The organism is Lysinibacillus sp. FSL P4-0201, assembly GCF_038593425.1.
GTDB classification, from domain to species: Bacteria; Bacillota; Bacilli; order Bacillales_A; family Planococcaceae; genus Lysinibacillus; species Lysinibacillus capsici.
On record NZ_CP151995.1, the window covers coordinates 651902 to 666433 of the forward strand.

The 14532-nt window shown below is 37.0% G+C and carries 16 protein-coding genes; all 16 read left to right on the plus strand.

Annotation, left to right across the window (positions count from 1 at the left end):
• Window positions 1-29 precede the first annotated feature (29 nt).
• The 16 genes from MKY76_RS03165 to MKY76_RS03240 all read left to right on the plus strand — a co-directional run bounded on the left by MKY76_RS03165 (window position 30) and on the right by MKY76_RS03240 (window position 14522).
• Window positions 30-623 carry a stage II sporulation protein R gene (locus MKY76_RS03165; RefSeq protein WP_342557408.1) on the plus strand — a complete coding sequence of 198 codons (594 nt, stop codon included), beginning with the start codon at window positions 30-32 and terminating at the stop codon, window positions 621-623.
• A 101-nt stretch (window positions 624-724) separates the two neighbouring features.
• On the plus strand, window positions 725-1759 hold the full coding sequence (locus MKY76_RS03170; protein WP_048395614.1) for an L-threonylcarbamoyladenylate synthase: 1035 nt from the start codon (window positions 725-727) through the stop codon (window positions 1757-1759).
• A gap of 169 nt (window positions 1760-1928) precedes the next feature.
• The gene (locus MKY76_RS03175; RefSeq protein WP_048395616.1) at window positions 1929-2426 is read left to right on the plus strand and encodes a manganese efflux pump; all 498 of its coding nucleotides are present in this window, start codon (window positions 1929-1931) and stop codon (window positions 2424-2426) included.
• A gap of 22 nt (window positions 2427-2448) precedes the next feature.
• A complete protein-coding gene (locus MKY76_RS03180; protein ID WP_054548714.1) occupies window positions 2449-2889 on the plus strand; it encodes a low molecular weight protein arginine phosphatase in 441 nt (146 codons plus the stop codon).
• An 8-nt stretch (window positions 2890-2897) separates the two neighbouring features.
• Complete coding sequence (locus tag MKY76_RS03185; protein WP_004269465.1) at window positions 2898-4181, plus strand: HAMP domain-containing methyl-accepting chemotaxis protein; 1284 nt, start codon at window positions 2898-2900, stop codon at window positions 4179-4181.
• Between the two features lie 328 nt (window positions 4182-4509).
• Window positions 4510-4947 carry a ribose 5-phosphate isomerase B gene (rpiB, locus tag MKY76_RS03190; protein ID WP_004269466.1) on the plus strand — a complete coding sequence of 146 codons (438 nt, stop codon included), beginning with the start codon at window positions 4510-4512 and terminating at the stop codon, window positions 4945-4947.
• A gap of 86 nt (window positions 4948-5033) precedes the next feature.
• Window positions 5034-5576 (plus strand): TIGR01440 family protein, encoded by a 543-nt coding sequence (locus tag MKY76_RS03195; RefSeq protein ID WP_315062391.1) that lies wholly within the window; start codon window positions 5034-5036, stop codon window positions 5574-5576.
• A 58-nt stretch (window positions 5577-5634) separates the two neighbouring features.
• Window positions 5635-6876 carry a serine hydroxymethyltransferase gene (gene glyA, locus MKY76_RS03200; RefSeq protein WP_048395620.1) on the plus strand — a complete coding sequence of 414 codons (1242 nt, stop codon included), beginning with the start codon at window positions 5635-5637 and terminating at the stop codon, window positions 6874-6876.
• A 285-nt stretch (window positions 6877-7161) separates the two neighbouring features.
• On the plus strand, window positions 7162-9318 hold the full coding sequence (locus tag MKY76_RS03205; protein WP_342557409.1) for an EAL domain-containing protein: 2157 nt from the start codon (window positions 7162-7164) through the stop codon (window positions 9316-9318).
• Between the two features lie 124 nt (window positions 9319-9442).
• Window positions 9443-10072: a uracil phosphoribosyltransferase gene (gene upp, locus MKY76_RS03210; RefSeq protein WP_004269470.1), complete on the plus strand. Its 630-nt coding sequence runs from the start codon at window positions 9443-9445 to the stop codon at window positions 10070-10072.
• Between the two features lie 157 nt (window positions 10073-10229).
• Window positions 10230-11351: a UDP-N-acetylglucosamine 2-epimerase (non-hydrolyzing) gene (gene wecB / locus MKY76_RS03215; RefSeq protein ID WP_004269471.1), complete on the plus strand. Its 1122-nt coding sequence runs from the start codon at window positions 10230-10232 to the stop codon at window positions 11349-11351.
• Between the two features lie 537 nt (window positions 11352-11888).
• Window positions 11889-12260, plus strand: a complete 372-nt coding sequence (locus MKY76_RS03220) for an ATP synthase subunit I (RefSeq protein ID WP_004269472.1) — start codon at window positions 11889-11891, stop codon at window positions 12258-12260.
• Between the two features lie 36 nt (window positions 12261-12296).
• Window positions 12297-13007 carry a F0F1 ATP synthase subunit A gene (atpB, locus tag MKY76_RS03225; protein WP_004269473.1) on the plus strand — a complete coding sequence of 237 codons (711 nt, stop codon included), beginning with the start codon at window positions 12297-12299 and terminating at the stop codon, window positions 13005-13007.
• A 63-nt stretch (window positions 13008-13070) separates the two neighbouring features.
• On the plus strand, window positions 13071-13295 hold the full coding sequence (atpE, locus tag MKY76_RS03230; RefSeq protein ID WP_004269474.1) for a F0F1 ATP synthase subunit C: 225 nt from the start codon (window positions 13071-13073) through the stop codon (window positions 13293-13295).
• Window positions 13296-13467: 172 nt separating this feature from the next.
• Entirely contained in the window at window positions 13468-13989 is a 522-nt protein-coding gene (gene atpF, locus MKY76_RS03235; RefSeq protein WP_016992759.1) for a F0F1 ATP synthase subunit B, read from the plus strand.
• Window positions 13986-14522: a F0F1 ATP synthase subunit delta gene (locus tag MKY76_RS03240; RefSeq protein WP_036076089.1), complete on the plus strand. Its 537-nt coding sequence runs from the start codon at window positions 13986-13988 to the stop codon at window positions 14520-14522. The genes atpF and MKY76_RS03240 overlap by 4 nt, the downstream gene beginning before the upstream one ends.
• Window positions 14523-14532 lie beyond the last annotated feature (10 nt).

Consider the following 14532-nt stretch of genomic DNA (forward strand, 5'->3'; position numbering starts at 1 on the left):
CCAACAATGTTGAGCAAGGAGGGATTTTTATGTTGAACGAATACAAGATTATTAGATTACCTAAACAAAATATCTTTCTAGCTTTTGCTAGACTAGTATTAATTGCGATTGTTTTACAGTTATGTGTTTTATATATTCCAACATTAGTAGGTTTGGCGAAGGAATCTTCCGGTGATGTGCAAGAAAAAGATTTTCGTATACGTGTTATTGCAAACAGTAATACTGCACAAGATCAGCTAGAGAAACAGCAGCTTGTCCAAGATTTAAAGCCATACTTTCTACAAGTGGGTACGGCTGGATTTGCTGGGAATGAGCAAATTCTTTCGTTAAAACAACAAATTGAAGCTGAACTGAGCGAAAATTATCCACAATTGGATGCACAGGTTGTTGTTGGGGATAATTTATTCCCACCAAAAAGACAAGGTGCTGTACTTTATCCACAAAATGTCTATCAATCGATTGTTGTAAAGATTGGTGATGCCCGTGGAGATAACTGGTGGTGCAGTATTTTCCCATCGATATGTGAGCCTGATAAAGAAGAGGTAAAAGAAGAAGTAGAAGTAGAAGAAAAAGAACAAGTTACATTCTTTATATGGGAATGGATTAAAGGACTTTTTGAATGAATTGTGCACAAATTCAGACAACTTATACACATTTTTTATTAAGTTATAAACAATATGTGGATAATTCAGTAAAAACGAATAATTGAAGGTAGGTATTAATCATGAAAACTGTTTGTAAGGTTGTGGACAGTAATGTGAATAGTCAGATTAATTATACACAAGCTGTGGATATCTTAAATGCAGGAGAGGTAGTCGCATTTCCAACAGAGACGGTTTATGGCTTAGGAGCGATTGCCACAAATGATCTGGCAGTTAAAAAGATATTTGAAGCAAAAGGTCGACCTTCAGATAATCCTTTAATTGTCCACGTTGGTACAAAAGAGGAAGTAGCGATCTATATCGAACATATTTCTGACATAGCTAAACAATGCATGGATTTATTTTGGCCAGGACCATTAACACTGGTGATGCCAGCGAAGCCAGATGTATTAGCTAAAAGTGTCACAGCTGGGTTATCAACAGTTGGCATTCGAATGCCTGATCATCCAGTAGCGCTCGCCTTACTACAACAGCTCCAAAAACCGCTTGCTGCACCGAGCGCTAATCGTAGTGGAAAGCCAAGTCCTACAGAAGCCGTTCATGTTTTAGATGATTTAGAAGGGTACATACCTTATATTTTAGATGGAGGTTCTACAGGCATAGGGCTTGAGTCTACTGTACTAGATTTGACACATGAACCTCCAGTAATTTTACGTCCAGGTGGCATTACGAAGGAAATGCTTGAGGCTAAGATTGGTCCAGTGATTCAACCAACTAAAATAGAACAGAAGCTAGACGCAACGCCTAAGGCACCAGGAATGAAATATACGCATTATGCACCAAATGCTCCCGTGTATTTAATAGATTGTGATGTTGAGAAAGTCAACGAAGCTGTTCTGCATTTACAGAGACAAGGACATAGTGTAGCACTACTTGCACCTGAGAACTTTGAAGAAATTAAAGTGGATTTTTACTTCTCTATTGGTGAAGCAGGAAGTAAAGAAGAAATGGGTGCGGCCTTATATAATGCACTTAGAGCATGTGATAAAACTACCGCTACCGTAATATTAGCAACAACTACTTCAATAGAAGGAGTAGGTGCAGCTATTATGAATAGACTTGAAAAAGCCTCTGGAGGTAAATGGTATTCATTGTAAATAATAATAGAACAATTATAGGCAAAAGACATTGAAAAACCACATGTTTTTTGTCTTTTTTTGTCCAATTATTATATGTTAAAAATGAAAAACAATAGTAAACAGTTATGATAATAATGTATTTTCGAGCATAAAATGATAAAATATTAGGGAGCGAAGGAGTGCGTTCTTGCAGGGAATTCTTGCAGGTATATTAACGTCTGTTGATGTGATTGGTCTATATGTTTTGCTGCCAAATGTTAGATATCGATTATTTTTATCATTATGGACGGCTGCATTACATATGCTTTTTCCTTTATTAGGGTTTGAATTAGGAAGCTATTTAGTTCGATTTCTATTAGAATGGGGACAATGGATTTCAAGTATTTTATTATTTTGTATCGGGATGCATTTATTATTATTTTCGCACAGAGATGAAAAAGTAACGATTTCACCTGTACTTTTAGCAGTGACTGCAAGCCTAGACACCTTTTCAGTTAGTGTTTCTTTTGGTATGCTTAACTTAGAAAAGACGATTTTTATTATGAGTGCAGGCTTAAGTGCATTAATTTGTGCTTATGGGTCATTAGTTATAGCACGTAGGAGCCAAGTCTTTTTTGGCAATAAAATTCAAATCATTGCTGGCATTATATTTATAATCATGAGTATTCTAGCTATTCAACAATAGATAAAATTGGAGAGTGATAAGTGTGAAAATATTATTTGTTTGTACAGGCAATACTTGTCGCAGTCCGATGGCAGAAGCTATTTTAAAACATAAACAAATAAACAATGTAGAAGTGCGCTCAGCGGGTATTTATGCGATGCCTAATGCACAAATGTCAGCACATGCACAACAAGTGTTAAATGAAGCCCAAATGTCCCATCAACATTTTGCGACGCAATTATCACAAGCTGAAATGGCATGGGCAGACTTAGTTTTAACGATGACGACTGCTCACAAAGATACCGTCATTTCCAATTATCCAGAAGCTGAGCATAAAGTATTTACATTGAAAGAGTATACAAATGAGGGCAGTTTAGAAAATGTAGTGGATCCTTATGGTGGTAATAGAGCAATTTATGAAGCAACATTTGCAGAATTAAAAGAACTGGTTGATCAATTAATACAAAAACTAGAAAAGAATTGAGGGGTCCTATGAAAAAACAATTTGGTTTACGCCTAAAGTTGGTGTTATTTGTTAGTGTTCTTGCACTAATCACCTACAGTGTCAGTTTTATATTCATTGAGTTTTTACAACCTACCTTCTTCCCTGACACAAATCGAAAAGTTTTTGAAGTGATTACGTATGCGTTAGGCATAACTTGGTCAGGGATATTAGCTGCCTTTTTAAGTGTAATCCTCATCAAGCCGTTACAGCAGCTTGAACATTCAGCAACACTTGTGGCAGAAGGAAAAATAGGACAGGATGTACAAATGCCTAATACAAATGATGAGATTCGATCTGTTGCAGAGGCATTCCAACAAATGGTGTTAAACTTGCGTCAAATGGTGGAAAGTATTGATCATAACTTCCAACAAACGAATCAATCGATTATCCAGCTTTCAGATGAAGCAGGAGTGGCAACAAGAAAGGCAGAAGGCATTGCATCTACCGTAAAGCATATTTCTACAGGAGCAGAAGCATCTGCAACTGCTGTACAAGATACTGCTGAAGCGATTGAAGATGTAAGAACGCTTGCAACAGAGGTAAATAGTAGGGCAGAAGCATCAGCATCACAAACTAAAGAGATTCTACATAATTTATCGACAACAACAAAAGCCATTGAAACATTAGTGAATAGTATTCAACAAATTGCGACAGGCAATAATGAGGCATTAAAAAGCATTCATGCGCTAGAAGAGAATGCTGGACAGGTAGAACGAATAATTAGCTTAGTTGGTGACATTGCAGCACAAACCAATCTGTTGGCACTAAACGCCTCTATAGAAGCTGCTCGTGCAGGAGAACATGGAAAAGGCTTTGCAGTAGTAGCTGAAGAAGTCCGTGGTTTGGCTGATGAAAGTGCAAAAGCAGTGCAAGGAATTACAGCTTTAATTCAAACCATGCAGCAAAACGTAGAGGTAGTTGTGAAACAAATGAACGAACAAGTTGCCTTTGCAACAAAGGAAGCCGATCGAGTGTCTGAAACAACGACAGCAGTAGAAAATATGGCTTCGAATGTACATGAAATGGCAACATCAATTGTTGAGATTTCTTCTTTAATTGAACAGCAAATGCATAATATTGAAACGACAGCTCGACAATCACAGGAAGTTGCTGCCATTGCGGAACAAACGTCAGCAGGTGCACAGGAAGTTCGTAGTGCTGCTGAAGAGCAAGCCTATGCAATTGAACAAGTCGAGCATCTGGCTCAAAGTTTGAAAAAGCAATCGGAAGCATTGCATAAAATGATCCAACAATTTGATAGACAAGCATAGTCCTGAAGGTTATACATAAATCCCATGAAAAATCGGATTTATGTATAACCTTTTTTATTAAAGGACAATTTATGTCCACTGTAAGTAAAAAGCTAAAAAAACTTCAGTAGATGGAATATTACAACAAAAGACCATTATCCGAACTTATTAACATGATATTCACATTATCCACAAAAAAATAAGTTTAAAAGTGAATAATTTTATGTTAACATACAATTAATGTTCGTCTTTCGGGAAAAATCAACGTAAAAACATAAGAAAAATCGTGTTATTCTTCAGAAAGAAGTGGTACACTAAGGTTGACTATAATTCGAAAAGAGGGAACCCAGTGAGAATAGCAATTTCTTCTGATCACGGAGGCAATAACTTACGTCGTGAGATTATGCAGCTATTAGATGAACTTCAAATTAGCTACGAAGATTTTGGTCCACAATCTGCGGATTCAGTAGACTATCCAGACTATGCAAAACCTGTATCTGAGGGTGTTGCTAACGGAGAATTTGATAAAGGCATTTTAATTTGTGGCACAGGAATTGGTATGTCCATTGCCGCTAATAAGGTCAAGGGTATACGTTGTGCATTAGTACATGATGTATTTAGTGCCAAGGCAACGCGTTGCCATAATGATTCAAATATTTTAGCAATGGGCGAACGTGTAATTGGCCCTGGCCTTGCACGTGAAATCGTACAAGCATGGCTAGAAACCGATTTTGAAGGTGGCCGCCATGTACGCCGTATTGAAAAAATTACTGAACTAGAGCAATAATAGTTTTGTTATTCCATATATGGCATTCGTATAGGATGTCATATATGGCATGATTTTAATGGATATAGATGAAGGAGCTGAGCTTAATGGTTGTAAAACAAATACGAACACATTTGACTCAGTTACTCAGTGAATTTGAAGAGCAAGTAACATTACGACCCCATACAATTTTTGTAATAGGGTGCTCTACATCTGAAGTGATTGGTCAGAAAATTGGCACAGCGGGAGCATTGGAGATAGCAGAAGCCATTTTTGAGCCGTTACAAGAATTTGCAGCAAAGCATCAATTGCTTTTAGCATTCCAAGGTTGTGAGCATATAAATCGCGCCATTACTATGGAAGCATCCACAGCTGAAAAATTTGGCTATGATCCAGTAGCGGTTGTTCCAGTACGTACGGCAGGCGGCTCAATGTCAGCATATGCCTATACGCAATTTGATAATCCAGTGATTGTTGAAACAATACAGGCACATGCAGGTATTGATATTGGACAAACATTAATCGGTATGCATTTGAAAGCAGTAGCTGTACCTGTTCGAACATCGGTAAAAATGGTAGGAGAAGCTGTTGTGACGATTGCAACAACACGTCCTAAGCTAATTGGCGGAGAACGTGCAGTATATAAATAATTACCACCCTATTTAGTGGTAGAGATGAATAACGATACTTTAGGAGGCTTTTTCAAACATGGCATATGAAAAATTAGCAGTACAAGACAAAGCAGTACTAGATGGAATTCTTGCAGAAAAAACACGTCAGCAAGCAAATATTGAATTGATTGCATCAGAAAACTTTGTATCCGAAGCAGTGATGGAAGCGCAAGGATCAGTACTGACAAATAAATACGCTGAAGGTTATCCTGGTAAACGCTATTATGGTGGCTGTGAGCATGTAGACGTAGTAGAAGACATTGCACGTGATCGTGTAAAAGAACTCTTCGGAGCAGAATATGCAAATGTGCAACCACACTCAGGTGCACAAGCAAACATGGCTGTTTACCATACGATTCTAGAACCAGGTGACACAGTTCTGGGTATGAACCTTTCACATGGTGGTCACTTAACACATGGTTCTCCAGTAAACTTCTCTGGTATTCTATATAATTTTGTAGAGTATGGTGTAACACAAGATACACAAGTGATTGATTATGAAGATGTACGACAAAAGGCTTTAGAGCATAAACCGAAACTGATTGTTGCTGGTGCATCTGCTTATCCACGTGAAATTGACTTCTCTAAATTCCGTGAAATTGCAGACGAAGTCGGAGCCTATTTCATGGTGGATATGGCACACATTGCTGGACTTGTAGCTGCTGGCGAACATCAATCACCAGTGCCATATGCTGATTTTGTTACATCAACTACACATAAAACATTACGTGGACCACGTGGTGGATTAATTCTTGCTTCAAAAGAATGGGAGCAAAAACTAAATAAATCTGTATTCCCAGGCATTCAAGGTGGCCCATTAATGCATGTTATTGCTGCAAAAGCTGTAGCATTTGGAGAAGCTTTACAACCAGAATTTAAAGACTATGCAAAACAAATTAAAGCCAATGCAAAGGCATTAGCAGAAGTATTAATTGCTGAGGGTGTTGAAATTGTTTCTGGTGGTACAGATAACCATTTATTACTGCTAAATGTTAAATCTCTTGGTTTAACAGGTAAAGTAGCAGAGCACGCACTAGATGAAGTAGGTATTACAACAAATAAAAATACAATCCCTTACGATACTGAATCTCCATTTGTCACTTCTGGAATTCGTATTGGTACTCCAGCGGTCACTTCTCGTGGCTTTAAAGAGGAAGATATGAAAGAAGTAGGAGCAATTATAGCAGCTGTTCTTAAAAGCCCTGAAGATGAGGCAGTTAAAGCAGATGCAAAAGATCGTGTGAAGGCATTAACTGATAAGCATCCACTATATGTATAATCAATAGAATAATAGCTGTATTTAAAGTACAAAATTTACTTTAAATACAGCTTTTTATTTTGGAAATGGAGGATTAAACTGTAAAAAACATCTTTTTTCTAATAAAGTAGAATAATCCTCTTATTTTTGAATAAATTTACATAAAAACGGTATAAAGGGATATATTATAGTAGGCAGAGGACAGATAGTGTCCTAGAAAAGAAGTTTTTTTTAATAAAAGTGAAAATTTAATTAAATTTTATGTACAATGGAAATGAGATGAAGTGATAGAAAAGGAGGGGTTGGATGGTCACTAAATCGTTAAACACAGATTATGATGTATTATTAAACAGCATTCGCAAATTAGGTAATAATTCGAAAGAAAGCTACGTTATTTTTGATGCGACGAAGCATCATTACATAGTAGAGTGTAATGATTCTTTTTGTATGCTTACTAATGCTGCACGTTCACAAATTCTAAATACTGATTATTTTTCATGGCTATCAATGGACGAAAAAATGACAACCATTGAAATGATTAAAGAAAAAATACATAACGGCATAATGGTGCAGGCGAAGCTATATCATAATGGCATCGATAAACCTCCCTTTTGGGCAGAAATACAAGCATTACCTTTTTGCAATGAGGCAAATGTAACCCAATTTGTTTTAGTATTTGTGAAGGATGTTACATATTATCATACGGAAGACTTCTTAATGCGTTTAGAAAATGATATGTACAGGGCAATTGAGAAGGAGTTTACTTTTGAGCAAAAGATGAAGCTTATTTGTCAAGGCCTCGATGAATTTTTCATGCCAAATATTGCAAGTATGGTGCTTATAAAAACAGAAGTAAACCAATTACAAGTTTTCATAGGAGATAATCAAACAGAGAGCGTACCAAAATGTTGTACAAACAATGATTTCTTTAATAAGGTCATGCAATCAGAAACGTCTACTTTCATAGAAAATTTAGATGAAGTGAATATTCCTAAAGAACATAAGCAATATGCTTCGCTAGCTAAAAAGCCGCATGGATGGTTTATCCCTATACGTAATCAACAGCGGCAAGTAATAGGTGTTTTCTCGATATTTAGCCAAAAAACACAAAGTGACCAAATGCTTAAAAGTATGTTTCGAAAAATGGGTGCTCTTGTTGCATTGGCTTATTCATATGCAAGGACGCAGAAAAAAATTTGGGATTTAGCCTATACAGACATTACAACAGGTCTGCCTAATCGTCACAGCTTTGTTAATACGATTGAAAGGGAAGTCCAGCAGGGGCAAAGCGGCTTTATTAAAATATTAAAACCTAGTGAATTTCATCAAGTAGTTGAATTATATGGCCGTGAAATTGGTGATGAACTTTTAAGACAACTTGCCAAACGTCTTGAGCAAGACAAGTCAGAAAGTAATGAGTATGTTGCTAGATTCACTAGCTCTAGTTTGATTATGACTACAATGTCACTTCATGAAGATTTGAATGATTATGAGATGAGAATAAAAGAAACGATTCGCCAGCCTTTTATTATAGGAGGAAAGCAAATCTATATTACATTAAAAACAGGCATTGCTTCCTATAATGATGACATAAATATTAATGATGCGATTCGTTTTGCAGATAATGCGTTATCCTTTGCAATCGATAGGCCAGGCACACATACTGAAATATTTACAACAGAGAAAAATGATGTGCTTGTACAGAAGATGACGGTTTTAAATCATTTGTCAGAAGCCATCAAAAATAAAGAAATAACAGTCCACTTACAGCCTAAAGTAGATTTACGCAATGGGGAAATTCAAAGTATTGAAGCACTTGCAAGATGGATTTCTCCAAAATTGGGTTTTGTTTCGCCAGCAGTCTTTATTCCAGTAGCTGAGAGTGCTGGTAAGGTTCGAGAAATTGATGTGCTTATTTTAGAGACGGTACTCTCATGGCTTTCAGAACGACAACGCCTGGGAAGGAAATTAGTGAAAATAGCTGTCAATATTTCACCTGACCATTTTTACTACACGCACTTTGTTCAGGATACACTGAAACTTGTGCGGAAGTACAATATTGACCCTAGCTATATTATCTTAGAGGTGACAGAAAATATTGGTTTAGTAGATTTCCAATCAGCCTATAAGATCATTCAAGAGCTGAAGAGCTATGGCTTTAAAACATCCGTAGATGATTTTGGAACAGGCTTTTCTTCATTAAGCTATTTACAACAACTACCGTTTGCTGAACTAAAGATTGATCGTAGCTTCATCAATGCTATTGAAGATCCAGCAACACTTGCTATTGTTCGCTCTATCATTCAGTTAGCATTAAATTTAGGGATGATTTCAGTGGCAGAGGGTATAGAGACAGAGGAACAGGTTGAGATTCTACGTGCGCTAGGATGCACAGTAGGACAAGGATACTTCTATTTCAAGCCAATGCCAATTGAACAATTAGATATAATCCTTGATCAATAACTTAGTTTTGACAAAAGGATAGATGATAAATGGAGTTGTCCTAAATTTATTTTTGAGACGACTCCTTTTTTCTGTTATACTAGTTGAGATAAAAATGAATCCGAACGGTGAGGAGAGAATCCCTTTGAGCAAAGTCTATGTATTTGATCATCCACTAATCCAACACAAATTAACTTATATTCGCGACAAGAATACAGGAACAAAAGAATTTCGTGAGCTAGTAGACGAAGTGGCAACACTAATGGCATTTGAAATTACACGTGATATGCCAGTAGAGGAAATTGAAATTGAAACACCTGTAACAATTGCAAAAACAAAAGTACTTTCTGGTAAAAAACTTGCAATCGTACCGATTTTACGTGCAGGTATCGGTATGGTAGATGGCGTATTAAAGCTTATCCCTGCTGCAAAAGTTGGTCATATTGGTCTTTACCGTGATCCAGAAACATTAAAACCAGTTGAATATTACGCAAAACTTCCTGCAGATGTTGAAGAACGTGATTTCATCATTGTAGATCCAATGCTTGCAACTGGTGGTTCTGCAGTGGAGGCAATTCATTCACTGAAAAAACGTGGAGCTAAAAACATTAAATTCATGTGCTTAATCGCTGCACCAGAGGGTGTGAAAGCTATTCAAGAAGAACATTCGGATGTAGATATTTACATTGCTGCACTTGATGAAAAATTAAATGACCATGGTTATATTGTACCTGGCTTAGGTGATGCCGGAGACCGTCTATTCGGTACAAAATAAAAATCCATACATGAAATTTCCTCATTTAGGAAACTAATAATTTGTGAAAGCGTCCTTCAAATTGAAGGGCGTTTCATAGTATGTGTAGGTAAGTAATCCCTCATCAACAGGAGATTAATCTTACTATACAATAACAAAAAGGACGGTGCAGATCGTTTTGACAAAGAAATGGAAAGTAATGACGATTTTTGGTACAAGACCAGAAGCAATTAAAATGGCTCCTCTTGTTTTGGAGTTACAAAAGTATCCTAAGCAAATAGAATCTATTGTAACTGTAACAGCACAGCATCGCCAAATGCTCGATCAAGTATTAGAGACGTTTAGTATTACACCAAACTATGACTTAAATATAATGAAGGATCGCCAAACATTAATTGATGTAACGACAAACGCATTACAGGGTTTAGATAAAGTAATGAAGGAAGCACAACCAGATATCGTTTTGGTACATGGTGATACAGCAACGACTTTCATTGCAAGCCTCGCTGCGTTCTATAACCAAATTGCTATAGGACATGTAGAAGCGGGACTTCGAACATGGAACAAATATTCACCATATCCAGAGGAAATGAATCGCCAACTAACAGGCGTGATGGCAGATTTACATTTTGCGCCAACTGAAGTATCTAAAAAGAATCTTTTAGATGAGAACAAAAATCCAGCGACGATTTTTGTTACAGGTAATACAGCAATAGACGCATTAGCAACAACAGTCAGTGAACACTACACGCATCCTGTATTAGATAAAATTGGCGAGGATCGCATGATTTTATTAACGGCACATCGTCGTGAAAATCTTGGTGAACCAATGCGCCATATGTTTAAAGCGATCACCAGAATACTCGCAGAACATGAGGATGTTCAAGTTGTTTATCCAGTTCATATGAATCCGGCTGTAAGAGAAATTGCTAATGAAATTTTAGGGAATAATAAACGAGTGCATTTAATTGAGCCTCTTGAAGTATTTGATTTCCATAACTTTGCGGCTAATTCATATATGATCTTAACGGATTCAGGCGGTGTACAAGAAGAGGCACCTTCATTAGGAAAGCCAGTGCTTGTTCTTAGAGATACGACAGAACGTCCAGAGGGGATTGCAGCAGGAACATTAAAGCTAGCAGGAACAGAAGAGGAAACAATTTACGCCTTAGCAAAGGAATTACTAACAGATAATAATGCCTATGAAGCAATGGCTAAAGCATCAAATCCATATGGAGATGGACATGCATCTAAGCGTATTGTTGAAGCATTGCTAGGATTTTTGCAAAAAACTAATTAAAATACTATATTTTATATTAAAAATAAGTCTAATGTACCTGTTGAAATGGGTAAGCTAATTTACGAGCATAATCTTGTCGTAAATTAGCTTTTTTTATGCGTGAGAAGGTTGAGAAATTTTGAAACTATGAAATTTCATACACAAATTTGTCAACAATTTGACAAGAGTATAGAGGCTGTGAAGTTTTTCTCCTTTACCAATTGACTTCAAATATCACCTATTGTATGCTTACAAAGGGTAAGAATGATAAGGGTTTCTGTTCATAAATAGGACGTTGAAACACTTGTTATATCAACTTTCTACTAAATTGACAGTTCAAAATAAGACTGTCGATTTGCAACGTTTTGTGCGTTTCGGTTTTTACCGAGTCGGTAAGGGGTGTAAGTTATTTTTTTGGGCATTTACACCTGTAATTGAAATGACTCTCCCATTACTATTCCGCTGTGAGTAGTGCTTTTCACTGCTCTTTTCTGATTTCACATAGTGGTCAGCAAACGTTTTCATTACTCGAAAAAATGATTCAGGAGATTACAACCAATGCTAGATTTGCATCACATTTTTGCTGTGCAGAAGAGGGCGTTATTTTTTTTGCTTGCACTCTGCGCATTAGGCTGGGGATTTACCCCCTATCAAACTGTTTTTGCGGGCATCGCAGTCGGTGCATTCTTTGGTACGTATAATTTTTGGATTTTAGTTCGGCGTATGGAGAAGTTTGACAGATCCATTAGTGAAGGGAAGAAAATAGGCTCACTTGGTACAGCGCTTCGCTTTGGATCAGGTGTTGCGGCAGTCGCAATAGCCATTTCGTTGCCAAACTATTTTCACTTAATTAGCACGGTTATAGGGCTAATGATTCCGTACGTTTTTCTCTTTGTCGAGAGAATTGTGTCACATGTAAGGAACCGCTAATGTGCTTTAAATTAGAAAGAGAGGTGAAAAATAACAATGAATCATGAAGCTCCGTTACTAGAAGTCGGTTTTTTAACATTTAACTTATCAACAGTTATGATGTTACTAGTTGCAGCAATTATCGTATTTTTAATTGCCTTTATTTCAACTAGAAGCCTAAAGTTAAAACCTACTGGTATGCAAAACTTTATGGAATGGATTATGGATTTCGTTAAGAATATCATTAAAAGCAACATGGATTGGAAAACTGGTGGTCGATTCCACGTTCTAGGTATCACACTAATTATGTTTATCGCAGTATCTAACTTACTAGGTCTTCCTTTCTCAATTGTCTATGGGCATGAGCTATGGTGGAAATCACCAACAGCTGACCCTACAGTAACGATGACATTAGCAGCAATGATATTAGTCTTAACGCATTTCTATGGTGTAAAAATGAAGGGTACAGGTCATTATGTTGGTACGTTCTTCAAACCAATGTCATTCATGTTCCCACTTAAAATAGTAGAAGAATTTGCAAACACATTAACATTAGGTTTACGTCTTTACGGTAACATTTACGCGGGTGAGATTTTACTTGGCTTACTTGCAGGTTTAGCATCATCAGGTGCTGTGGGATTCATCGGGGCAATCGTTCCAATGATGGCATGGCAAGGTTTCTCAATTTTCATCGGCTTTATCCAAGCCTTTATCTTCACAATGTTAACAATGGTTTACATGGCTCATAAAGTGAGCGATGACCATTAATATAAAGCATATACCCTATGCTTGAACAACAAAAACAAACAATTCCAAGGAGGAAATTTTCAAATGACAGGTTCATTAGGTTTATTAGCAGCAGCAATCGCAATCGGTTTAGGTGCACTTGGTGCAGGTATTGGTAACGGTCTTATTGTATCAAAAACAGTAGAAGGTATCGCTCGTCAACCAGAAGCTCGTGGCGTTCTTCAAACTACAATGTTCATCGGGGTTGCATTAGTTGAGGCCTTACCGATCATCGCAGTAGTAGTAGCATTCATCGTAATGAACAAATAATTCAGTTGAACACTGAATTTTACTAGTGGCGAAGCAGGATTCTCCAGATGAAACTTCGCCCTTCATTTTGGAACTGATAAAAGCTATGTGTAAATATAGCTTTTTAAAATAGGTAGTTTTTTAGTCATTAAATTATGTTGAAGTTAAAGCTCTTGAAGGGAGTGAAACAATCGTGTTTTTAGATAATCTTGTACTAGGTGCAGGCGGTGCTTCGTTAAATAGTGGAGATATCATCGCAACATTAGTTATTTTCATCGTATTAATGTTACTACTTAAGAAATTCGCTTGGGGTCCACTTATGGGCATTATGCAACAACGTGAAGAATTAGTAGCGAGTGAAATCGAAGCAGCTGAAAAAGCGCGCAAAGAATCGCACCAATTTTTAGAAGAACAAAAGAGCCTTCTTAAGGAAGCTCGTACAGAAGCACAATCGATTGTTGAAGGCGCTAAGAAGCAAGGCGAATTACAAAAAGAAGAAATTCTTACTGTAGCTCGTAATGAAGCAAATCGCTTAAAAGAATCGGCTTTACGTGAAATTGAGTCTGAAAAAGAAAAAGCTATTGCAGCTGTACGTGATGAAGTCGTTTCATTATCTGTACTTGCAGCATCTAAAGTCCTTAGCAAAGAGATTTCTGAGGCAGACAACCGTGCTCTAATTGAAGAGACGATTGCGAAGGCAGGGGAAGCTCGATGAGTAATTCAACTGTAGCAAAACGTTACGCTCAAGCGCTTTTTGAATTGGCGCAACAAAAAAATATTCTTACTGAAGTAGGAGCAGACTTAAGTGAACTAACAAAAGTAGTAAAAGAATCGCCTGATTTTTTAACGCTTTTAAATGCACCTAAGTTCTCCGTTGAACGAAAAAAACAAATGGTAGCTGATATCTTTAATGGTGCAACACCAGAAGTTTTACACACTGTTCAACTTCTAGTTGAGAAAAAACGTGTAAACGAGATGACACAAATTGCTAAGGCATATGCTGAACTTGCTGCGCAAGCACAAGGCACTGCAGATGCAACAGTATTTTCAACACGTGCACTTTCTGCAGAAGAAAGCGCTAATATTTCAGCAGCGTTCGCGAAACTTGTTGGAAAACAATCATTAAATATTACAAACGAAGTTGATCCATCTTTACTTGGTGGTATTCGTGTTCAAATCGGTAACCATATTTATGATAGCTCAGTAGCTAATAAACTAGAGCGTCTAAAACGTGAATTAATCGGTTAATAATTTAGAA

Coding starts and splice junctions, on each gene's coding strand:
- MKY76_RS03165 (WP_342557408.1), top strand. CDS start 30: ATGTTGAACGAATACAAGATTATTAGATTACCTAAACAAAATATCTTT.
- MKY76_RS03170 (WP_048395614.1), top strand. CDS start 725: ATGAAAACTGTTTGTAAGGTTGTGGACAGTAATGTGAATAGTCAGATT.
- MKY76_RS03185 (WP_004269465.1), top strand. CDS start 2,898: ATGAAAAAACAATTTGGTTTACGCCTAAAGTTGGTGTTATTTGTTAGT.
- MKY76_RS03195 (WP_315062391.1), top strand. CDS start 5,034: ATGGTTGTAAAACAAATACGAACACATTTGACTCAGTTACTCAGTGAA.
- glyA (WP_048395620.1), top strand. CDS start 5,635: ATGGCATATGAAAAATTAGCAGTACAAGACAAAGCAGTACTAGATGGA.
- MKY76_RS03205 (WP_342557409.1), top strand. CDS start 7,162: ATGGTCACTAAATCGTTAAACACAGATTATGATGTATTATTAAACAGC.
- MKY76_RS03220 (WP_004269472.1), top strand. CDS start 11,889: ATGCTAGATTTGCATCACATTTTTGCTGTGCAGAAGAGGGCGTTATTT.
- atpB (WP_004269473.1), top strand. CDS start 12,297: ATGAATCATGAAGCTCCGTTACTAGAAGTCGGTTTTTTAACATTTAAC.
- atpE (WP_004269474.1), top strand. CDS start 13,071: ATGACAGGTTCATTAGGTTTATTAGCAGCAGCAATCGCAATCGGTTTA.
- MKY76_RS03240 (WP_036076089.1), top strand. CDS start 13,986: ATGAGTAATTCAACTGTAGCAAAACGTTACGCTCAAGCGCTTTTTGAA.